We start from the raw sequence: 20,726 nt of genomic DNA, 5'->3' as shown, positions 1-20,726 counted from the left end.
GGGTCAGCCGACGGGCTTGCGGACCTCGTCGCGGATGGTGTTGACGCGCTCGGCGAAGTCCTCCAGGTCGACGTCCGCGGGCTTGACCGAGTACGTCTTCAGGCTGTCGTTCGCCACATAGGCCGCCGTGCCCGGGTTGCTCCAGGCGCAGACGGGGATCGTCAGCTTCCGGCCCCCCTGGGACTTGACCAGCACCTCGCAGGTCAGCGGGTCCTCGGCGCCGTCGGGCGTGATGTCGCGGCGCTTGACTGCCACCTTCATGGAGGGGCTGCCCTCCATGCCCTTCATCATCTGGTCCTTGGACAGCTCGGGGTTCCCGAAGTCCTCGCCCTTGGCCCCGGCGTAGAGGAGACGCTCGGTGGCGGAGGACGTGGAGGTGTACGAACCCATGTGCGCCTTCTGGCCCGAGCCGCCGCCCGCGACCTTGTCGCTCATGTCCTTGGTCAGCCGGAACTTCCCGTTCTCCAGCTTCTTGGGGAACGTCAGCCTGTACGTGGCCGCCGACTCGCTCGGCGTGGGGTCCTCCGACGGCTCCTCGGTCGTCGGCTCCTCCGACGGCTCGTCCGAGGCCGGGTCGGAGGCGCTGGGGCTGCTCGACTTGTCGCCCCCGGCCTTGTCCTTGCCGCCGTCGTCGTCCCCGCCGCCCGCGAAGAGCGCGACGCCGCCGACGACCAGCGCGGCGACGACCACGCAGGCCACCACGATCGCCACCACCTTGCCGTTGCCCCCGCCCCCGCCGGGCGGCTGCTGGGGCTGGCCGAAGGGCGGACCGAAGCCACCGCCGCCGTACGGACCCTGGGGCGGGCCCTGCGGGGGACCCTGCGGAGGGCCGGGCGGCGGGCCGAAGCCACCCCCGTCGTACGGACCCTGCGGGGGCTGACCCGGGGGCTGACCGGGCGGCGGACCAGGCGGCGGCGGGGGCGTTGTCATGGCGGTCCCTCCTGCGAGGGCGCTGAGACTGCCCCGCGATGTCCTCACGTGATACTTATTTCACGTTACCGCCGCCTGGTGACATCGCTACCTCCGGGTCGGATAGAGCCGCTCGATCTCCTCCGCGTAGTCCCGGACGATCGCGGCCCGCCGCAGCTTCATCGACGGCGTGAGATGGCCGTTGTGCTCCGTGAAGTCGCGGGGCAGCACCGCGAACCTGCGGATCGACTCCGCGCGGGAGACCTGCGAGTTCGCCTCGTCCACGGCCTGCTGGAGATTGCGCAGCAGATCGTCGTCGGTGACCAGCTCGGACAGCGGCATGCCCTGCTTCTTGTGCATCTGCTGCCAGTGCGCGAGCCCGTCCGGCTCCAGGGTGAGCAGCGCGGTGACGTACGGCCGGTTGTCGCCGATCACCAGGCACTGGCTGATCAGCGGGTGGGCGCGCAGCCAGTCCTCCAGGGGCGCGGGGGCGAGGTTCTTGCCGCCGGAGGTGATGATCAGGTCCTTCTTGCGGCCCGTGATGCTGAGGTAGCCGTCGCGGTCCAGGGCTCCGAGGTCCCCGGTCGGGAGCCAGCCCCCGGCGTCCACGGCGGGGACGGCGGTGCCGGTGGCCGCGTCCCAGTAGCCGCCGAAGACCTGGCCGCCCCGGAGCAGCACCTCCCCGTCGTCCGCGATCCGGACGGCCGTTCCCGGGACCGGCCAGCCGACGGTGCCGAGGCGGGGGCGCAGCGGCGGGGTGGTGGTCGCGGCGGCCGTCGTCTCGGTCAGCCCGTAGCCCTCGTAGACGGTGACGCCCGCGCCCTCGTAGAAGGCGGCGAGCCGGTGGCCGAGCGGCGAGCCGCCGCAGATGACGTAGCGGCAGCGGCCGCCGAGCGCGTCCCGGATCCGGCGGTAGATCAGCAGGTCGTAGAGGCCGCGCGCGGCGCGCAGGCCGGGGCCCGGCCCCTTGCCGAGGCCGTGTTCCTGGGCCTCGACGGCCTCCCCGTACCGCTGGGCGATCCGCGCGCCCCGGTCGAAGGAGGAGGCGCGGCCCATCTTCTCGGCGGTGGCGCGGCCCGTGTTGTAGACCTTCTCCAGCACGTACGGGATGCCCAGCAGGAACGTGGGCCGGAAGCCCCCGAGGTCCGCGAGGAGGTCCTCGGTCTGGATGCTGGGCGCGTGGCCGAGGCGGACGCGGGCGCGCAGGCAGCCGATGGCGACCATCCGCCCGAAGACGTGCGAGAGCGGCAGGAAGAGCAGCGTCGAGGGCGGGTCGTCGCTGACGGACTTGAAGACGGGGTGGAGCAGCTCGATCGCGTTGTCGACCTCGGCGAAGAAGTTGCCGTGCGTGAGGACGCAGCCCTTGGGGCGGCCCGTGGTGCCCGAGGTGTAGATGAGGGTGGCGATGTCGCCGGGGCCGACCCCGGCGCGGCGCTCGTTGACGAGCGCGTCGGGGATCTCGCGCCCCGCGTCGACGACATGGCCGACGGCTCCCGTGTCGAACTGCCACAGGTGTTCCAGCGCGGGCAGGTTGCCGCGCTCTGCGCTGAGCATCCTGGCCTGCTCGACGTCCTCCACGAAGCAGGCGCGTACGCCCGCGTCCTGGAGGATGTGCCGGGCCTGGGAGGCCGACGACGTCGGGTAGACCGGCACGGTGACCAGGCCGACGGCCCAGGCGGCGAAGTCGGCCAGCGTCCACTCGTACGTCGTCCGCGCCATGATCGCGAGCCGGTCGCCGGGCATCAGCCCGTGCGCGAGCAGGCCCTTGGCGACGGCCTGGACCTCGGCGGCGAACTCCCGTGCGGTCACGTCCCGCCACGCGCTGCCGTCGCCGCGGGTCTTGCGGCTGAGCACGGCCTCGTCCGGGGCCTCGACGGCGTTGGTGAAGGGGATGTCGCCGAGCGAGCCGTGGGTGACGGCGGGTGCGAGAGGCGGTACGGACACCTCCCGGACGGTGCCGTTCTCGGTCTTTTTGTGCGGCTCCGTGACCACGGGCGCCGGTGTCTGTGCCTGAACGGTCATGCGCGGCTCCTCCTCAGTGCGCTGCTGTCCCCCGTGCCCTGGTCGTCCGTCCCCGTCCTCACGTGCTCGGCCACCGTCGGTCGGACGGCGTGCGCGTACGCCTACGCCCGCTCCAGAACCGCCGTCACCCCCTGGCCGCCCGCGGCGCAGACGGAGATCAGGCCGCGCGCGTTCGGCGGCATGCCCTCGCGTTCGGCGAGGAGCTTGGCGAGGGTCGCCACGATGCGGGCGCCGGTCGCGGCGAAGGGGTGGCCCGTGGCGAGCGAGGAGCCCGCGACGTTCAGCCGCGCGCGGTCTACGGGGGCCAGGCCCTGCTTCTCCCAGGCGGCGAGCGTGGCGAGCACCTGGGAGGCGAACGCCTCGTGGATCTCGACCAGGTCGAAGTCCCCGGTCCCGAGCCCGGCCCGCTCCAGCATCCGGGGCACGGCCAGCGCGGGCGCCATCAGCAGCCCGTCGTACGGGCCTTCGCCGTCCACGAAGTCGACCGCGCCCGTCTCGTACGCCGTCAGGTACGCGAGAGGCCTCAGGCCGCGCTCGCGGGCCCAGTCCTCGTTGGCGAGCAGCACGGTCGCGGCCCCGTCGGTCAGCGGGGTCGAGTTCCCGGCGGTCATCGTCGCGCCGTCGCCCTCGCCCTCGCCGAACACGGGCCGCAGTGCGGCGAGCTTCTCCGGCGAGGTGCCGGGGCGCAGGTTCTGGTCGCGGGCGAGGCCCTGGAAGGGGACGACGAGGTCGTGCAGGAAGCCGGAGTCGTAGGCGGTGGCGAGGTTGCGGTGGCTGGCGGCGGCCAGTTCGTCCTGCTCGGCGCGGCCGATGCCCCATTCGCGGGCGGTGCGCGCGGCGTGCTCGCCCATCGAGAGGCCGGTGCGCGGCTCGGCGTTGCGGGGGATGTCGGGCACCAGGTGGCGGGGGCGCAGCCGAGTCAGCGCGCGGGCGCGCTCCTTGAGGGTCCGCGCCCTGCGGACCTCCAGCAGGGTGCGCCGCAGCGCGTCGTTGACGCCGAGCGGCACATCGCTGGCGGTGTCGGCGCCGCCCGCGATCCCGGCCGGGATCTGGCCGAGTGCGATCTTGTTGGCGACGGCGATGACGGCCTGCAGCCCGGTGCCGCACGCCTGCTGGAGGTCGTACGCCGGGGTGCGCGGGTCGAGCGCGGAGCCCAGCGCCGTCTCGCGCGCCAGGTTGAAGTCCCTGCTGTGCTTGAGCACGGCACCCGCCACGAACTCGCCCACGGCGCCCGGCCCCTGGAGCCCGAAGCGCTCGACGAGCCCGTCCAGCGCTGCGGTCAGCATCTCCTGGTTCGAGCGGGCCGCGTACGGCCCGTCGGCGCGCGCGAACGGAATCCGGCTGCCGCCGATCACGGCGACGCGGCGGGAGACACGGGGACTGAGAAGCCCGCCGGAGCCCTGCGCACTCTTCGTCGACATCCGCTGCCAAACTCCTGACCTGAAAGTAACCTTACTCGGAAGTAAATTTACGTGAGGCGAAGGAGCAGGGGAATGGCCGATCGGTACCTTCATTGGACATCCACACGCCCCGGCCGATTCCTCACCCGCCGCCTGGGCCTCCCGCGCCCCGAACGCCTGCACCGCTGGTCGGCGGAGCGTCCGGCGCTGGAGGGCGGGCCGCTGCTGCACCTCACGGCCGCCTCGCTGTACGAGGAGAAGGAGGTGTCGGCCGCGCTCGACGCCTGCGGCTGCGGCCTGCCGGTGGTGCAGGGGATCGCCCGCGAGGGCACGCCGCGCTGTGCTGCCGTGGTGCTCGACGCTACGGGGATCGCGACCGTCACGGAACTGCGCGGAGTTCACGAGCGGCTGCACCCGATTGTGCGTTCGGTGACAAACGGCGGGCGCGTGGTGGTGCTCGGCGCCGTCCCCTCGCCCCGTGACCACCACCAGGCGGCGGCCCAGCAGGCCCTGGAGGGCTTCGTCCGCTCGCTCGGCAAGGAGCTGGGCGGCGGCCGTACGGCGCAACTCGTCCGTATCGCCCCGGACACGGGCATACGGGCCGCGGGTTCGGCCCTCGGCTTCCTGCTCTCGCCCCGTTCCGCGTACGTCAGCGGGCAGGTCGTCGAGATCGCCGGGCCCGGGCCCGAACCGGACGAGGCGGCGCCCGGCGCGCGTACGGCCCTGGTGACCGGCGCGGCGCGCGGCATCGGCGCCGAGGTCGCGGCGGTGCTCGCGCGCGAGGGCGCCTCGGTGATCTGCCTCGACGTCCCCGGCTCGGCGGCCGAACTCGACGCCGTGGCCGCGCGCCTGGGCGGCACGGCCCTCCCCCTCGACATCACCGCGCCGGACGCGGGCGCCCGTATCGCCGAGGCGCTGCCGTCCGGCGGGCTCGACGTCCTCGTCCACAACGCGGGCATCACCCGCGACCGCAGGCTCGCCAACATGGCCGCGGAGCGCTGGGACGCGGTCCTCGACGTGAACCTCGCGAGCGTGCTCCGTACGACCGACCACCTGCTCACCGTCGGCGCGCTGCGCGAGGGGCACGGGCGGGTGGTGGCCACCGCCTCCATCGCGGGCATCGCCGGGAACACCGGGCAGACCAACTACGCGGCGAGCAAGGCGGGGATCACCGGCCTGGTCCGCTCGCTGGCGCCGCGCGCCGCGGCCGAGCACGGCGTCACCGTCAACGCCGTGGCGCCGGGCTTCATCGAGACGAAGATGACCGCCGCCGTCCCGCTCCTCATCCGCGAGGCCGGGCGGCGGATGAACTCCCTGTCCCAGGGCGGCCTTCCCGTCGACGTCGCGGAGACGGTCGCGTGGCTCGCCGACCCCGCCTCCTCGGCGGTCAACGGCCAGGTCGTCCGCGTCTGCGGCCAGTCCCTGCTGGGAGCGTGAGGAGCGTGAGGCGAGCGATGACCGGTCCGACGACCAGTCCCCTGCTGAAGGCCGCGCTCTCGCCGCTGGCCAAGCGCGGCCCGTACGACGGCGCCCGGCTCCCCCGCACCGAGCTGACGCACGAGGCGGTGCCGGACCCGGCGCGGCTGCGCGCGTACGCACGGGTGTGCGGGTTCGAGGACGACGGGTTCCTCCCGGCGCCCTATCCGCACGTGCTCGCCTTCCCGCTGGCGATGCGGCTGATGACGGCGCGGGACTTCCCGTTCCCCGTGCTCGGGCTGGTGCACACCCGCATCGAGCTGACCCGGCACGTGCCGCTCGCGTCGGCGGACCGGCTCACCCTCGCCGTACGCGCGGAGGGGACGGTGCCGCACGCGCGCGGCACCGAGTTCGGCGTGCACACCAGGGCGCTGCTCGACGGGGAGGAGGTGTGGCACTCCCGCAGCACATACCTCTTCCGGCACAAGCGCGCGGAGCAGGGGGCCCGGGAGTCACGGCAGGCGCGGGAAGCACGGGAGGAGCGCGCGGCGCTGCCCCTGCGCGCCACCTGGGAGCTGCCCGCCGGGCTCGGACGCCGGTACGCCGCGGCCTCCGGCGACCGCAACCCGATCCATCTGCACCCGCTCACGGCCCGCCTGTTCGGCTTCCCGCGCGCCCTCGCCCACGGGATGTGGACGTTCGCGCGCTGCCTGGCGGAGGCGCCCGCGGATCTCCGTACGGCCGAGGCGGCCTTCCGCGCGCCCGTACTGCTGCCCGCGCGCGTGACCTACGGGGAGGAGGACGGGAACTTCGAGGTGCGCGGCGGCGTCACGCGCTCGCGGCTCCATGTGTCGGGGAAGTGGGGCGGGCGGGTGTCCACCGCTCGCCCTTCATGAGGTTCTCCAGGCCCGCCCAGCAGAAGTTCATGAGCGTCGCCGCGGTCTCCTTGGCCGAAGGGGAGTCGTCGCGGCGGGAGTTGGCCCACTCGGCCAGCGACTCCGCGGCGCCCACCAGCGCGTGCGCGAGGCCGGAGACCTCGCGGTCGGCCAGTTCGCTGTCGCACCCGGCGTCCTGAGCGGCCTGCGCCAGCAGCACCGTCACGATGTCCGTGATCTGGGCGCGCATGGCGACGACCTCCTGCGCGAAGGGCTCCCCCTGCGTACGCGCCCTGTGCAGCACCGTCACCCCGTCGGGGTGCGCGGCGGTGTGCGTGAAGAAGGCCCGCAGCCCGTTCCACAGCTGCCGGTCCGCGGGCAGGTCACGCTCCCGCGTCCCCTCGCGCACGGTCTCCACCAGCGCCCCGACCTCGCGCCGCACGCAGGCCATGAACAGCTCTTCCTTGGACTTCAGATAGAGGTAGACGAGCGGCTTGGACACGCCCGCCGCCTCCGCGATGTCGTCCATGGACGCCGACTGGTAGCCGTGCCGCGCGAAGGCCGCGACCGCCGCGTCGAGCATCTGCCGCTCGCGCACGGCACGCGGCATCCGCTTGTGCCCCTTGCCCGTCGTCCTCGTCCCCACGTTGGTCCCCACGCGCGCGCCCCTCCGCCGCCCCGTAGCCATGGCCAGGGCAAGGGTACGCGCCCCGAACCGAAGGGGGAGGGCTCACGGATGAGCCCTCCCCCGGAAGTTGAACGGTGCCGTGCGCTCAGCCGCTCGCGCCCGCCGCGGCCGGGACCGGCGCGGTGCGCTGCGAGTCGTCCTGCTCGGCCTCCTCGATGCTGAAGCTCCGCGCCGTACGGAAGGCCTCCAGGTCGAGGATCTTCTCGCGGGCCGAGACCAGCACCGGGACCACGACCTGGCCCGCGACGTTCACCGCGGTGCGGCCCATGTCGAGGATCGGGTCGATGGCGAGCAGCAGCCCGACGCCCTCCAGCGGCAGGCCCAGCGTCGACAGCGTCAGGGTGAGCATCACGGTCGCACCGGTCAGACCCGCCGTGGCGGCGGAGCCGACGACCGCGACGAACGCGATGAGCAGGTACTCCTTGATGCCCATGTCGACGTGGAAGAACTCGGCCACGAAGATCGCCGCGATGGCCGGGTAGATCGAGGCGCAGGCGTCCATCTTCGTCGTGGAGCCGAACGGCACCGCGAACGAGGCGTACTCCTTCGGCACGCCGAGCCGCTCGGTCACCTTCTGCGTCAGCGGCATGGTGCCGACCGACGAGCGGGAGACGAACGCGAGCTGGATGGCGGGCCAGGCGCCCCGGAAGAACTGGAGCGGGCTGACCTTCGCGACCGTCGCGAGGAGCAGCGGGTAGACGACGAACAGGACGATCGCGCCGCCGATGTAGACGTCCGCGGTGAAGGTCGCGTAGGAGCCGATCAGGTCCCAGCCGTAGTCCTTGATCGCGGTGCCGATGAGGCCGATGGTGCCGATCGGGGCGAGGCGGATGATCCACCACAGCGCCTTCTGGAGCAGCGCCAGCACGGACTCGCCGAGCTGCAGGATGGGCTCGGCCTTCTCGCCGAGCTTCAGCGCGGCGATGCCGACGACGACCGCCATGAAGACGATCTGGAGCACCTTCAGCTCGGTGAACGGCGTGATCACGTCGGTCGGGATGATCCCGGTGAGGAAGTCCAGCCACGAGCCCGTGCTGTCGGACGGCGGCTTGGCCGCGTCCTTCGCGGAGAGGCCGGTGCCGGAGCCCGGGTTGGTCAGCAGGCCGATGGCGATCCCGATGACGACCGCGATCAGCGAGGTCACCATGAACCACAGCAGGGTGCGGGTCGCGAGCCGGGCCGCGTTGTGGACGTTGCGCAGGTTGGTGATCGAGATGGTGATCGCGAAGAACACCAGCGGCGCGACCGCCAGCTTCAGCAACTGGACGAAGATCTCGCCGACCTTGGTGAGCGTGGTGCCCAGCCAGGCGACGTCCCAGTTCCGGGCGACCCAGCCGAGGACGACGCCGAGGACCAGACCGAGCAGGATCTGGGCCCAGAAGGGGATCTTGGGTATGCGGGACCGCGCCGGGGCGGCCGGCGCGGGCGTATCAGAGACAGATGACACGGACATACTCCGGAGGCTTCAGAGACGGGGAGGGGGAAGGGTGACGGGATGCGCCGGAGGGTAGTCCGGGCCATCGGTCAGCGACAGACCGCCGACAGGCACCGGCACAGATCGACGTGCAGCCGCGCGACGAGCGGGACGCCGGGTCGGCGCGCGTCGTCGGAAGCGGGGGCTGCTGATATCACGCCGGTCACGCTAACACTCCGTCTTTGGCTTACCCAAAGCATTCCTTTGGGGGGCAGGTACGAGAAACGTCAACGCCCCATCGGGGAAGGGTCATTCCCGATGGGGCGCTGAGAAGTGTGTGACGCGTGTTACACGGAGATGAACCGCGCAGGTCAGGGCGCGAACCGGACCCGGGGGTCAGGCGATGCTGTCCTCCTGGCTGCGGTTGGCCGCGAGCCGGTCCTTGGCGTGCTCGACCCCGCCCACGATCTGCTCGGACATCGCCTGGCGCTGCTTGCGCAGCAGCACGTAGCTGAGCGGCGCCGAGATCACCAGGGCGAGCAGCACGACCCACAGCGGGTTCGACTTGCCGATGCCCGACGGGACGACCCCGACCTGCGCCAGCACACCGACGACGACGAGGCAGCCGACGAAGACGCCGAGCCGCATGGTGGTGTAGCGAAGCGTCGCGTGCGACTTGCTGCTACTGCTCACAGTGAATCTCTCCCAACCTCTCAGTGGAGCGACAGCCACATGGTGACGTCGTCCCTGAAGTCGCCCACTCCGGCCTTGATCGCGCCAGGCACACGCCCGACTTCCTTGTACCCGCACGAGCCGTAGAACCGCTCCAGCCCCTCGCTGCCGCGCAGCGTGAGCCGGATCCCCTCCACCCCGTCCAGGGACCGGGCGGCGTCCTCGGCCGCCGCCATCAGCTCGCGCCCGGCACCGCGGCCCCGCACGGAGGGGTGCAGCATCACGGTGTAGAGCCACACCCAGTGTCGCATCAGGCGGTGGGTGTTCAGAAAGAGGAAGGCCGTCCCGACGGCACGGTCCTCGTCGTCCAGCGCGACGAGCAGCCTCGCCCGCCCCTCCGCCATGGCCCGCAGATGGCTGATCAGCTCCGGCCGTACGTCGTCCGCGGTGACCGGCGGCACGAAGCCGGCCGAGCCGGCCGAGCCGCCCGCGTTGCTCACCTCGCTCCAGAGCTCCACGAGCTCGTCCCGGAACGCCGGGGTCATCCCCGGATCGAGTACGTACCGCACGGTCTCAGACCCGCATCGGCTGCGGCGACTCGCGCCGCTCCGGGTCGGGCCCGTCGTACGTCCCCAGCTCCGCGTACCCGCCGTCGCGCTCCACGGGGCGGAACCCGGCGTCGCGGATCAGGTCGATCAGCTCGTCGCGGGTGACGCCGGACTCCGGGTCGGGGCCGTCGGTGTCGTCGGCCCCGTGCTGCAGCGCGAGCTGCGCCAGCTGGTCGCCGTGCGCGGCCCACAGCACGCGGACGTGCGGCACGTTCTCCAGCAGGACGCGGGTGACGGCGAAGGCGCGCAGCGCCTCGGCGCCGGTCACCTCCGTGCCGCGCGGCACGACGGCCTGGACGCCGCCCTGCCCGTCCTGGAGCTCGCGCAGCCGCAGCACCTGGTCGACGGTGCCTGCGGCGTCGCCGCACTCGACGGTGTGCGCGCCGTCGCCGGGGACGCCCGGGTCCCCGAAGTACGCCGCGTCCCCGTGCCGCTCCGTCCGCGCCGCGTGCGCGAGACCGCCCAGCCAGGCCATGTCGTCGCACGCGAAGAGCGCGAGCCCGTCCTCCCGGCTCAGCCTCTCCCCGGCGCGGATCCTGTGCTCAAGGTCCCGCCGCAGCCCCGCGTCCATGCCTCGCGCCACCTGCCTCACGTTTGTCTGTTTCGCACGCTCCAGCGAGCGTACGCCCCCGCCTTCCGCGCTCATTCCTCGGGCAGCTCGCCGACGCGGTTCTCCCACTTCGTGGAGAGCACGATGGTGGTACGGGTGCGCGAGACGCCCTTGGTGCCGGACAGGCGGCGGATGGTGCGCTCCAGCCCGTCGACGTTGTCCGCGCGGACCTTGAGCATGTACGAGTCGTCGCCCGCGATGAACCAGCAGTCCTCGACCTCCTGGAGGTCGCGGAGCCGGTTCGCGACGTCCTCGTGGTCGGTCGCGTCGGAGAGCTGGACGCCGATGAGCGCCGTCACCCCGAGCCCGAGCGACGTGGCGTCCACGGTGGCGCGGTACCCGGTGATCACCCCGGCGGCCTCAAGACGGTTGATGCGATCCGTGACGCTCGGCCCCGAGAGACCCACGAGACGCCCGAGCTCCGCGTACGACGCTCTGCCGTTCTCGCGCAGCGCCTGGATGAGCTGCCTGTCCACCGCGTCCATGGATGCCGCTGCCTCCCGTTGTAGGTATTCAAGACAACGAATCTAAGGCATGGGCCCGGTGGCCCCGCTCCCCTGCCCGGCCCCCTGCCCGAGCTCCCCCTCCCAGCGGTGGTAGAGCTTGTGCGGCACCCCCGCGGCGTCCAGCGCGCGGCCCGCGACGAAGTCGACGAGGTCCTGGATGTGCCGCGCCCCCGCGTAGAACGCGGGCGAGGCCGGGAGCACCACGGCCCCCGCCTCGTCCAGCGTCACCAGATGGCGCAGGGTCTGGCCGGTCAGCGGCGTCTCGCGCAGCGCGACGACCAGGGGACGGCGCTCCTTGAGGGTGACGCTCGCCGCCCGCTGGAGCAGGTCCTTGGAGAGCCCGAGCGCGACCCCGGCCACGCAGGCGGTGCTGGCGGGCACGATCAGCATCCCCTGCACGGGGTACGAGCCGGAGGACGGCCCGGCCGCCAGGTCGCCCGGCACCCAGTGGCGCACCCGCGAGGTGTCGGCGCCCGCGTCCACGTCGAACGCGTCCGGCGTCCCGTCGGCGCCCCGCGCCAGCCAGCGCCGCAGATCGGCGTCGGCGTGCGCGTCACGGAAGGGGTGGCCCGTCTCGTCCAGGATCGTCAGCCGGGAGGCGCGGCTCACCACCAGGTCGACGTCCTCCCCGGCGTGCAGCAGCGCGCGGATCACCGCCGCCGCGTACGGCGTCCCGGAAGCGCCGGAGACACCGACGAGCCAGGGCCGCCGGTCGGTGCGCGTCTCGCTCATCCTTCGAGCGTACGCGCGGGGGCGCGGCGGTTTTCCACAGCCCCCGCGGGGGACGGGCGCGGCCCACGTACCCTCAAGGGATGCGCGTTACCCGCCGACCCTTGCGTTTCGTGGCGACGGCCACCGGACTCACCGCCCTCCTCGCGACCGCGACCGTGGGCTGCTCGGTCACGGAGAAGCTGACGACCGGGCTGAAGGTGAAGCACGCCTTCGAGAAGCTCGGCGACCAGCCGTCGGCCTCGGTCATGGTCTCCGTGGACGGCACCGCGAAGGACGCGGAGACCTTCCTCCGCGCCTCGGGCGCCGAGGACGAGACGGCGACGCGGCGCGCGGCGAAGCTGCTCACCCGCGGCGAGCTGACCTTCGCGGTCGGCTCGGACAAGGAGGAGACGCCGCTGCGCGAGCTGAGCAGGTCCGAGCGGCTGCGGCTGGCCGCCGCGGTCAATTTCGGCGGGAAGGACGTGCTGGCCGCCAAGTCCGTGGAGGAGAAGCTCTACCTCCGGGTGAACCTGCCGTCGCTGGTCGCCCAGCTCGGCGCCTCGAAGGACGAGCGGGCCCGCGCCCGGCGCGTGGTGGACGTGGCGGACGACCTGCCCAGGACGCTGGGCTCGGCCAAGGCCGCGCTCAAGGGCAAATGGGTGGAGGCCGACCCGGAGTCGTTCAACGACTTCGCGCGGGCCGCGCAGGAGATCTCCGAGGGCGGCCCCACCCCCGATCGCGCCCGCGCCCGCACGCACGACGACGCGGGGACCCGTGAGGCCCGCGAGACCGAGGAGACCAGCGAGCGCGTCAGCCGCGCGACGGCGGCGGGCCGCGCGCTGAACGGGCAGTCGGAGCGCGAGTTCCTCGACGGCCTGGAGAAGACGCTCGGCCGGCACGCCTCCTTCAAGAAGGCGGGCGAGCGGGACGGGGCCGACCACTTCACCGTCTCGATGCCCGCGCGCAAGGCGGCCTCCGGCCTGTCGGACGCGCTGGAGGCGCTCGGCGCCCGGCTCGACCCGGCGGGCGTGCCGGACAAGACGGTCAAGGCCGACCTGGAGATCCGCCGCGGCCAGCTCACCGGGCTCACCGCCGACCTGGGCCAGTTCCTCGGCGGCAAGGAGGCGAAGGACGTGAAGCTGCCCCTGCGGATGGACTTCGGCGGCGGCGACGCGGTCTCGGTCGAGGCGCCCGACGGGGCGCGGGAGCTGAAGCCGCAGGACCTGCTGGCCGCGATGATGTACGGCGCGCTGGGCACGCGGGACTACTGACCCGGCGGGACCACTGACCCAGCCACTGTCCTATTGGTCACATGAACGGGGAACTGCGCGTACCGCACGTGTCGTTGTACGTACGGACGGGCACCGCTCTCAGCGAGGGGAGGCGACATGGCGAACGAGTCGGGCGCGCGGACCGCCAGGACCATGGCCGCGGGCAAGCTGATAGTGGGGTGGGTCGCCCTGCTGTGGGTGCTGGAAGCGGTCGACCAGCTCTCGGGGAACGCGCTGGACACGTTCGGCATCGAGCCCCGGCGCGGGAGCGAGCTGATCGACGTGATCCCGGCGTCCTTCATGCACTTCGGCTTCGAGCACCTGATCGCGAACACGCTGCCGCTGCTGATCCTCGGCTTCCTCGCCGCCCTGCGCGGCACGGCGAGATTCCTCGCCGTCGCCTCGATCATCATCGTCACCAGCGGCCTCGGCGTCTGGCTGATCGCCCCGGAGCACAGCAACACGGCGGGCGCCTCGGGCCTGATCTTCGGTCTCTTCGGCTATCTCCTGGTCCGCGGCTTCGTCGACCGCCGCATCACGGACGTGGCCCTGGGCGCCGTGGTCGCCGTCTTCTACGGGTCGATCCTCTGGGGCGTCCTCCCCAGCGACAGCGGCATCTCCTGGCAGGGCCACCTCTTCGGCCTGATAGGCGGCGTCCTCGCGGCCTTCGTCACCGCGGAGAACCGCCCCGCGCTCGGCTCCGCGCAGAAACCGGCCTGGCACTGAGGGACCCGGGGCCCGGAGCCCTCGCGGTCCCTCAGACCCCCAGCCCCCGTACCGCCAGGTCCAGCAGGGCGCAGAGAAAGAACGCGATGCCGATGAAGCTGTTGACCTGGAAGAACGCCCGGTTGAGGCGGCTCAGGTCGTGCGGCTTGACGATGGTGTGCTCGTAGACGAACGCGACGGCGACGATCAGGAGGCCGAACCAGTAGAGGGCCCCGGCGTGCGTGGTCACCCCGAAGAGGACCAGCAGGGCGACCGTCACCAGGTGGGCGGCGCGGGTGGCCCGGATCGCGTTGGCCGTGCCGAAGCGCGCGGGCGTCGACTTCACGCCGTTCGCGCGGTCGGCGGCCACGTCCTGGCAGGCGTAGATCAGGTCGAAGCCGCCGATCCAGACGCCGACGGCCAGGCCCAGCACGACCGCGTCCCAGGACCAGGAGCCGGTGACCGCGATCCACGCGCCGATCGGCCCGATCGCCTGGGCCAGGCCCAGGATGGCGTGCGGGTAATTCGTGAACCGCTTGCCGTACGGGTAGACGACCATCGGGATCACCGCGAGGGGCGCGAGCGCCAGGCAGAGCGGGTTGAGCAGCGCCGCGGCCCCGAGGAAGACGATCAGTGCGACCCCGGCGCCGGTCCACGCGGTCCGTACGGAGACGGCGCCGGTGACCAGCTCGCGTGAGGCCGTGCGCGGGTTGCGGGCGTCGATCTCGCGGTCGATGATCCGGTTGGCGGCCATGGCGAAGGTCCGCATGCCGACCATCGCGACGGTCACCAGGAAGAGCTGCCACCAGTGCACGCTGCGGGAGTCGCGGTACATCGCGGTGAGCGTCGCCGTGTACGCGAAGGGCAGCGCGAAGACGGAGTGCTCGATGACGACGAGCCGCAGGAACGCCCGTACCCGACCGACCTCGGAGGCCCCGGGGTCGGGCCCGATGACCCCTTCCGCCGCGCTCACAGCCCGTACTCCGTCCACCGCCGGGTGACCTTGTCGGCGACATCCGGATCGGACTCGATCATGTGCGGCCAGCCGCCGTCCCGGGTGTAGCCCTCCTCGGGGAGCTTGCGGGTGGCGTCGATGCCCGCCTTGCCGCCCCAGAACTGCTGGTACGAGGCGTGGTCCAGATGATCGACCGGGCCCTCGACCACCGTCAGGTCGCGGGCGTAGTCGACGTTGCCCAGCGCCCGCCAGGAGACCTCGTGCAGGTCGTGCACGTCGCAGTCCTTGTCCACGACGACGATCAGCTTCGTCAGCGACATCATGTGCGCGCCCCAGATCGCGTGCATCACCTTCTGCGCGTGCTTGGGGTAGCGCTTGTCGATGGCGACGATCGCGCAGTTGTGGAAGCCGCCCGACTCGGGCAGGTGGTAGTCCACGATGTCCGGGACGATGATCTTGAGCAGCGGGAGGAAGAAGCGCTCGGTGGCCCGGCCCAGCGGGCCGTCCTCCGTCGGCGGGCGCCCGACGACGATCGACTGGATCAGCGGCCTCTTCCGCGTCGTCACGCAGTCGATGCGCAGCGCCGGGAAGTCCTCCTGCGGCGTGTAGAAGCCGGTGTGGTCGCCGAACGGGCCCTCCGGCAGCATCTCGCCCGGCTCCAGCCAGCCCTCCAGGACGACCTCGGCGTCGGCCGGCACCTGGAGCGGCACCGTCTTGCAGTCGACCATCTCGACGCGCTTGCCCTGCACGAACCCGGCGAAGAGGTACTCGTCGATGTCGCCCGGCAGGGGCGCCGTCGAGGCGTACGTCACGGCGGGCGGGCAGCCGAAGGCGATGGCGACGGGCAGCTTCTCGCCGCGCCGCGCGGCCACCTGGTAGTGGTTGCGGCTGTCCTTGTGGATCTGCCAGTGCATCCCGATGGTGCGCCGGTCGTGCCGCTGGAGCCGGTAGAGGCCGAGGTTGCGGACGCCGGACTCGGGGTCCTTCGTGTGGGTGAGGCCGAGGTTGAAGAAGGAGCCGCCGTCCTCGGGCCAGGTGAAGAGCGCGGGGATGCGCTCCAGGTCGACCTCGTCGCCCTCGTACACGACCTCCTGGACCGGCGCCTCCTTCACCTTCTTCGGCGGCACGTGGGCCATCGAGCCGAGCTTGCCGAACGCCTCGCGGAAGCCCACGAAGCCCTGCGGCAGCTCGGGCTTGAGCAGGCCGCCGATCTTCTCGCTGATCTCCCCGTACGAGGAGAGGCCGAGGGCCTTGAGGAGGCGGCGGTCGGTCCCGAAGACGTTCATGGCCAGGGGCATGTCCGAGCCCTTGACGTTCTCGAAGAGCAGCGCGGGACCGCCGGCCTTGTTCACCCGGTCGACGATCTCCCCGACTTCGAGGTACGGGTCGACTTCGGCCTTGATCCGCTTGAGGTCGCGGTCGCGCTCCAGGGCCCGCAGGAACGAACGGAGATCGTCGAATGCCATACGCCCCAGTATCGGCCATGGCCTCACCGGCCCGGCATCCGGGCGCCGGGGCCCCGGCCCGGGAGTGCCGTCCGGCCCATTACGCTGGGGCTTGTCGTCGTCCTCCACCCGGGAGCGTCCACATGCTCAGGTATCTGCCGTTCCTTCTGATCCTGGCGGTGTGGATCTACGCGTTCATCGACTGCCTGAACACGCCGGAGAAGGAGGTCAGAAAGCTCCCGAAGGTCGTGTGGGTGATCATCATCCTCCTCTTCGGGCAGGTCCTCCTCGGCCCGGTCGCCTGGTTCTTCGTGGGCCGCCCGCGCCGCAACGCGCCCTACGGGGCGACCCGTCCCCAGGAGCGGACGTGGGTGGCGCCGGACGACAACCCGGAGTTCCTCAAGTCCCTCAAGGACGACAAGCGGCCCCCGGAGCCGGGCCCGGAGCCCCAGGCCACGCCCGAACCCGAGCCGGACCCGGAGCCCAAGCCGGACTCCGCCCCCGAGGACGAGCTGCGCCAGCGCAACGACAACGGTGGCCCCGAGGACCCGCCCTCCCCCTCACGCTGAGGGCAACGCCTCCTTCGCGTACTCCCCGGCGTACTCGGCGAAGTCCCTCGGCTCACGGCCCAGCGCGCGCCGGACGCCGTCCGAGAGCGCGTCGGAGCGGCCCTCGCGGATGTGGCCGAAGACCACGGAGAAGAGGTCCACCACGTCCTCGGGCCACCCCTGGGCGGCGAGTTCCGCGCGGTACTCCTGATCGCTGAGCGGCGTGAAGCGCACCTCGCGGCCCGTCGCGCGCGAGAGCTCCCCGACGGCCTCGCGCCAGGTGAGGGCGCGCGGACCGGACAGCTCGTACGTCTCCCCCGCGTGCCCGTCCCCGGTGAGCGCGGCGACCGCGACCTCGGCGATGTCCCGTACGTCGATGAAGGACTCGCGCCCCTCGCCCACGGGCAGCCGCAGCTCGCCCGCCGCCATCCCGTCGGAGACGGGCGGGAACTCGGCGAAGTTCTGCGAGAACCAGGTGGGCCGCAGCACCGTCCACTCAGCGCCGGCCTCCCGCACGGCCCGCTCGGGCCCCAGCAGGTCGCCCGGCGAGCCGAGCGCGTCCAGCTCCGCGTAGGCGCGGGAGGCGAGCAGCACCAGCCGCTCGACGCCGCGTGCGACGGCGAGCCGGGAGAAGGCGCCCAGCTCCTCCGCCGCGTCCCAGGTCTGCGAGTCGACGAGGAAGACGGCGCGTACGCCCTCCAGCGCGGGCTCCCAGGTGGAGCGGTCGGTCCAGTCGAAGCGGACGTCCCCGGCGGAGCGCGCGGCCGCCCGCGGGGTGAAGCCGCGCTCCGCCAGCAGGGAGGCGACGCGGCGGCCGGTCTTGCCCGTGCCGCCGAGAACGAGGATCGGTGCGGTGGTCGAGATCGTCATACGCCCAGTGAACGCCGGAACCATGGGACGGACGATGGCTGCCGCTCTCATTCCGATGTTCGCCCGTCTCGCCCACCGACCGCCACGGCCTACGCTTCCGCCATGGATGACGCCCTGTCGAGCCTGCTGCACGACGTACGCCCCCGGGGCGCGCTCTTCGACCAGACGGTCATGCGCTCCCCGTGGTCGCTGCGGTTCGAGGAGGGGGCGCCGCTGACCCTGCTGACGCTGCTCAGCGGCGAGGAGGCGTGGGTGACGCCGGACGGCGGCGACGGCGCTCCGGTCGCGCTGCGCCCGTTCGACGTGGTGCTGGTCGTCGGCCCCGCGCCGTACACGGTCGCGGACAGCCCCGGTACGGCGCCGATGGCGGTCGTCCACGAGGGCGACCGGTGCACGACGCCCGACGGCCGCCTCATCCTCGACGAGGAGCTGCCGTGGTGCACGCCGGGGCGCGGGCCCGTCGGCGGCAGCTCCGCGGTCGCGCTCAAGGGGACGTACCAGGTGCACGGCAGTGTCTCGCAGCGCGTGCTGACGGCGCTCCCGCCCCTCGTCCACCTCCCGGCGCCCCCGGAGGGCTGCCCTCCGCTCGACATGATCGCGGCGGAGCTGGACCGGCCGACCCCGGGCCGCCAGGTCGTCCTGGACCGCCTGCTGGACCTGCTGCTCGTCACCAGCCTGCGCGAGTGGTTCGACACCCCGGGGGCGCACGCCCCCGCCTGGTACCGCGCGCACAGCGACCCGGTCGTCGGGACCGCGCTCCGGCTCGTCCACGACGACCCGGCCCGCGCCTGGACGGTCGCCTCCCTCGCCGCCGAGACCGGCACGTCCCGCGCCCGCTTCGCCCAGCGCTTCACCGAACTCGTGGGCCAGCCGCCCATGGCGTACCTCACCGAGTGGCGCATCTGCCAGGCCGCCGACCTCCTCGCGACGACCGGCGACACGGTCGACGCGGTCGCGCGCCGCGTCGGCTACTCGACCTCGTACGCCCTCAGCGTCGCCTTCAAACGGACCCTCGGCATCCGCCCCACCGAGCACCGCGCCCTGGCCCGCCGGGGCTGACCGGCGGGGCGCGGGGCGGAACCGGGTGCGCGGTCGCCCCCGTCCTTGCCGGAAGTACCGGAAGTACCGGGAGAATCGGGGGACTTCACCATGGTGCACCGGACCGGGCCGCACGGCCCGCCGCGCAGTCTGAGCCCCGGCCAGGGGCTGGCCCTGGGCCTGAGCATCGTCGTCGCGGCCTTCGGTCTGTGGTTCTGGCTGGACCCGGACCCTTCCGCGAGCAAGTGCCGGATGGCCGGCCCGGTCGTCCTCTCGTGCGACGAGGAGCCGAAGCGGACCGGCCCGGACCCGGACGACGACGAGCCCCTGGGCGGGATCGGCGAAGACGTCGAGATCGGCGAAGGGACCACCGACGGCGGCCTCACCACGGGCGGGGCCACGGGCGGGACCGCAGGCGGGCTCACCGGTGGAGCCACCGGCGGCTCCCTCCCCTGATCCCTCACAGCCCCTTCGGGCTCACAGCCCCTTCGGGCACACCCCCGAGAAGGAGCTGCCGTAGGTGCGGTACGGGGGGTCCTTGCGGGTCGGGCCGCCCTTCGGGGCCGGGTACTCCAGGATGTGGACGCCCTTGCAGACCGGCCAGAGACCGGCGCTGGCGCGGGGGTTGAAGCCGTAGGTGCCGCCCGCGCCCTCGACGCAGGGGTTGCAGCCCTCGGCGTCGCCGCGGCGGTCGGGGTTGAGGTTCAGCAGCTTGTTGTGGACGTCCTTGCGGACGCGCTCGGGGGACTTGGGCTCGCCGCTCGCCTGGGGCGTGTCCTCGTAGGCGAGGCCCGACGCCTCGCTGACGGCGGTGAGGGCGTCGTAGTACATGACCGCGTAGCCGTCGTCGAGCGGCTTGCCGCCGAGGTCCTGGCCCTCGGTGACCGCCTCGTACGCCTTGGCGAACGCCGCGTAGCCGCTGGGGCGTTCGCCCGGGCCGCGGGTCCACGCCCGGTCGACGGAGGCCGCCTGGACGAGGCGGATCCCGGCGGCGCGCATGCGCGCGGTGATGTCCTTGCCGGTCAGCTCCGGCGGCAGCCCGATGCCGACCTTCACCAGGCGCAGGGGCTTGCGGTAGCCGCAGTCGGGGGCGGAGGCGAGGCGTTCGACCAGGGCCGGGAGGTCCTCGTCGCGCCCGGCGTAGAAGACGGTGTCGGCCTTGGCCGCGCACAGGTTGAGGACGGGGATCCGGAAGAGGTTCGGGGTGCCCGCCTCGTCGCCGCGGGTGCCGACGAAGGAGGCGGAGTTGCGCCGCAGGTCGAACTCCTTGCCGAAGGCGTCCAGGACGTGCCGCTCCAGGTCCCGCGAGTACGTGTCCTCGGCGCGCTCGTCGAGCACCAGGAACCCGGTCTTCGCGTCCTTGCGGCGGTCGAGGTAGCGCCCGAGGGCCTCCGTGAAGTGGGCGTTGGAGGGCGAGGTCTTGAAGAAGAAGCGGCCCGCGTTCATGTCGGAGGAGGTGATGACGGGCCCGACGGAGGGGATCTCGCGCTTCTCCAGGGCCTTGATGGCCTGCTTGGACTCGGTGGTGCTGCTCGGCATCCCGACGGTGGCGATCAGCGTCTCGCCGTCCGGCAGCCCGTCGAGGGTGTCGACGACGGGCCGCCACTGCTTCATGTCCTTGCCGATGTCGGCGAGGAGCAGCCGCAGCTTGGGCCCCGGCCGGTCGTTGGCGGCGCGCTGCGCGGCCAGGGCGCCCGCGAGGCCGTGCTCGATCAGCCCCGGTGACATGGCGCTCGTCGCGTCCGAGGTGAACGGCATGGTGAGCGCGACGCTGCGGTACGTCTCCCCGGACGCCTCAGCGTTCTCCTCCGCCACCTCCTCGACCAGGCCGCGCAGCCCCTTGTCGTAGGAGAAGTCGCCGTCCGCGACGGCCATGCACTGGCCCTCGACGCGCTGGACGCCCTTCGGGCAGTCGTCCTCGCCGCCCCAGTCGGGGACCGTGACGAGGACGGTCACCCCGGCGGCGACGGCGAGGACGAGCAGCACGGCGAGCGCCTTCTCGCCGGGACCCCAGGGGCGGCGGAACGGCCTGCGCGCGAGATCGATCACGGAGCTCAGCACGG

The 20,726-nt window shown here is 72.7% G+C and carries 21 protein-coding genes; 7 read left to right on the top strand and 14 right to left on the bottom strand.

The genetic code is table 11. The features are described from left to right. Nucleotides 1–3: 3 nt before the first annotated feature. The 3 genes from ACGF3A_RS00310 to ACGF3A_RS00300 all read right to left on the bottom strand — a co-directional run bounded on the left by ACGF3A_RS00310 (nucleotide 4) and on the right by ACGF3A_RS00300 (nucleotide 4,352). Nucleotides 4–930 (bottom strand): hypothetical protein, encoded by a 927-nt coding sequence (locus ACGF3A_RS00310; RefSeq protein WP_393724230.1) that lies wholly within the window; start codon nucleotides 928–930, stop codon nucleotides 4–6. Between the two features lie 87 nt (nucleotides 931–1,017). Beyond that, a complete protein-coding gene (locus ACGF3A_RS00305) occupies nucleotides 1,018–2,931 on the bottom strand; it encodes an AMP-dependent synthetase/ligase (RefSeq protein WP_393724228.1) in 1,914 nt (637 codons plus the stop codon). A gap of 101 nt (nucleotides 2,932–3,032) precedes the next feature. Next, on the bottom strand, nucleotides 3,033–4,352 hold the full coding sequence (locus ACGF3A_RS00300; protein WP_393724226.1) for an acetyl-CoA C-acetyltransferase: 1,320 nt from the start codon (nucleotides 4,350–4,352) through the stop codon (nucleotides 3,033–3,035). Between the two features lie 72 nt (nucleotides 4,353–4,424). On the opposite strand from ACGF3A_RS00300, the gene ACGF3A_RS00295 reads away from it, so the two are divergent. Both ACGF3A_RS00295 and ACGF3A_RS00290 read left to right on the top strand, forming a co-directional pair. Continuing rightward, a complete protein-coding gene (locus ACGF3A_RS00295; protein ID WP_393724224.1) occupies nucleotides 4,425–5,768 on the top strand; it encodes a 3-oxoacyl-ACP reductase in 1,344 nt (447 codons plus the stop codon). Between the two features lie 17 nt (nucleotides 5,769–5,785). Continuing rightward, nucleotides 5,786–6,643, top strand: coding sequence for a MaoC family dehydratase (locus ACGF3A_RS00290; RefSeq protein WP_393724222.1), 858 nt, complete (start codon nucleotides 5,786–5,788; stop codon nucleotides 6,641–6,643). Here the strand turns inward: ACGF3A_RS00290 and ACGF3A_RS00285 are convergent. The 7 genes from ACGF3A_RS00285 to ACGF3A_RS00255 all read right to left on the bottom strand — a co-directional run bounded on the left by ACGF3A_RS00285 (nucleotide 6,576) and on the right by ACGF3A_RS00255 (nucleotide 11,852). Continuing rightward, entirely contained in the window at nucleotides 6,576–7,232 is a 657-nt protein-coding gene (locus ACGF3A_RS00285; RefSeq protein WP_393727055.1) for a TetR/AcrR family transcriptional regulator, read from the bottom strand. The genes ACGF3A_RS00290 and ACGF3A_RS00285 overlap by 68 nt on opposite strands. Before the next feature lie 163 nt (nucleotides 7,233–7,395). Then, complete coding sequence (locus tag ACGF3A_RS00280; RefSeq protein WP_393724220.1) at nucleotides 7,396–8,763, bottom strand: dicarboxylate/amino acid:cation symporter; 1,368 nt, start codon at nucleotides 8,761–8,763, stop codon at nucleotides 7,396–7,398. A gap of 357 nt (nucleotides 8,764–9,120) precedes the next feature. Then, nucleotides 9,121–9,417, bottom strand: a complete 297-nt coding sequence (locus ACGF3A_RS00275) for a DUF4229 domain-containing protein (RefSeq protein ID WP_393724218.1) — start codon at nucleotides 9,415–9,417, stop codon at nucleotides 9,121–9,123. 20 nt (nucleotides 9,418–9,437) lie between these two features. Continuing rightward, nucleotides 9,438–9,941, bottom strand: coding sequence for a GNAT family N-acetyltransferase (locus ACGF3A_RS00270; RefSeq protein ID WP_393724216.1), 504 nt, complete (start codon nucleotides 9,939–9,941; stop codon nucleotides 9,438–9,440). A gap of 28 nt (nucleotides 9,942–9,969) precedes the next feature. Further along, nucleotides 9,970–10,575, bottom strand: coding sequence for a hypothetical protein (locus ACGF3A_RS00265; protein WP_393724214.1), 606 nt, complete (start codon nucleotides 10,573–10,575; stop codon nucleotides 9,970–9,972). A gap of 71 nt (nucleotides 10,576–10,646) precedes the next feature. Further along, nucleotides 10,647–11,099 (bottom strand): Lrp/AsnC family transcriptional regulator, encoded by a 453-nt coding sequence (locus ACGF3A_RS00260; RefSeq protein WP_393724212.1) that lies wholly within the window; start codon nucleotides 11,097–11,099, stop codon nucleotides 10,647–10,649. Between the two features lie 42 nt (nucleotides 11,100–11,141). Continuing rightward, nucleotides 11,142–11,852: a UbiX family flavin prenyltransferase gene (locus tag ACGF3A_RS00255; protein ID WP_393724210.1), complete on the bottom strand. Its 711-nt coding sequence runs from the start codon at nucleotides 11,850–11,852 to the stop codon at nucleotides 11,142–11,144. A 110-nt stretch (nucleotides 11,853–11,962) separates the two neighbouring features. On the opposite strand from ACGF3A_RS00255, the gene ACGF3A_RS00250 reads away from it, so the two are divergent. After that, nucleotides 11,963–13,102, top strand: coding sequence for a hypothetical protein (locus ACGF3A_RS00250; RefSeq protein ID WP_393724209.1), 1,140 nt, complete (start codon nucleotides 11,963–11,965; stop codon nucleotides 13,100–13,102). A 117-nt stretch (nucleotides 13,103–13,219) separates the two neighbouring features. Beyond that, nucleotides 13,220–13,828, top strand: a complete 609-nt coding sequence (locus ACGF3A_RS00245) for a rhomboid family intramembrane serine protease (protein WP_393724207.1) — start codon at nucleotides 13,220–13,222, stop codon at nucleotides 13,826–13,828. Nucleotides 13,829–13,859: 31 nt separating this feature from the next. On the opposite strand, the gene mqnP is transcribed toward ACGF3A_RS00245, so the two are convergent. Together mqnP and ACGF3A_RS00235 are read right to left on the bottom strand one after the other, a co-directional pair. Then, on the bottom strand, nucleotides 13,860–14,780 hold the full coding sequence (mqnP, locus tag ACGF3A_RS00240; protein ID WP_393724205.1) for a menaquinone biosynthesis prenyltransferase MqnP: 921 nt from the start codon (nucleotides 14,778–14,780) through the stop codon (nucleotides 13,860–13,862). Beyond that, nucleotides 14,777–16,228, bottom strand: a complete 1,452-nt coding sequence (locus ACGF3A_RS00235; protein WP_393724203.1) for a menaquinone biosynthesis decarboxylase — start codon at nucleotides 16,226–16,228, stop codon at nucleotides 14,777–14,779. The genes mqnP and ACGF3A_RS00235 overlap by 4 nt, the downstream gene beginning before the upstream one ends. A gap of 122 nt (nucleotides 16,229–16,350) precedes the next feature. On the opposite strand from ACGF3A_RS00235, the gene ACGF3A_RS00230 reads away from it, so the two are divergent. Beyond that, a complete protein-coding gene (locus ACGF3A_RS00230; protein ID WP_393724201.1) occupies nucleotides 16,351–16,776 on the top strand; it encodes a PLD nuclease N-terminal domain-containing protein in 426 nt (141 codons plus the stop codon). Here the strand turns inward: ACGF3A_RS00230 and ACGF3A_RS00225 are convergent. Then, on the bottom strand, nucleotides 16,768–17,625 hold the full coding sequence (locus ACGF3A_RS00225; protein WP_393724199.1) for an NAD(P)H-binding protein: 858 nt from the start codon (nucleotides 17,623–17,625) through the stop codon (nucleotides 16,768–16,770). The genes ACGF3A_RS00230 and ACGF3A_RS00225 overlap by 9 nt on opposite strands. 102 nt (nucleotides 17,626–17,727) lie before the next feature. Here ACGF3A_RS00225 and ACGF3A_RS00220 point away from each other — a divergent pair, with 102 nt between their 5' ends. Further along, nucleotides 17,728–18,684, top strand: coding sequence for an AraC family transcriptional regulator (locus tag ACGF3A_RS00220; protein ID WP_393724197.1), 957 nt, complete (start codon nucleotides 17,728–17,730; stop codon nucleotides 18,682–18,684). 90 nt (nucleotides 18,685–18,774) lie between these two features. After that, the gene (locus tag ACGF3A_RS00215; RefSeq protein ID WP_393724195.1) at nucleotides 18,775–19,119 is read left to right on the top strand and encodes a hypothetical protein; all 345 of its coding nucleotides are present in this window, start codon (nucleotides 18,775–18,777) and stop codon (nucleotides 19,117–19,119) included. 21 nt (nucleotides 19,120–19,140) lie between these two features. Here the strand turns inward: ACGF3A_RS00215 and ACGF3A_RS00210 are convergent, their stop codons facing one another. After that, nucleotides 19,141–20,724 (bottom strand): ABC transporter substrate-binding protein, encoded by a 1,584-nt coding sequence (locus tag ACGF3A_RS00210; protein ID WP_393724193.1) that lies wholly within the window; start codon nucleotides 20,722–20,724, stop codon nucleotides 19,141–19,143. Nucleotides 20,725–20,726 lie beyond the last annotated feature (2 nt).

Source organism: Streptomyces sp. NPDC048172, assembly GCF_043202595.1.
Classification (GTDB): domain Bacteria; phylum Actinomycetota; class Actinomycetes; order Streptomycetales; family Streptomycetaceae; genus Streptomyces.
Note: the sequence above shows the minus strand (reverse complement) of the source record. Positions and strands in the feature narration are given on the sequence as shown.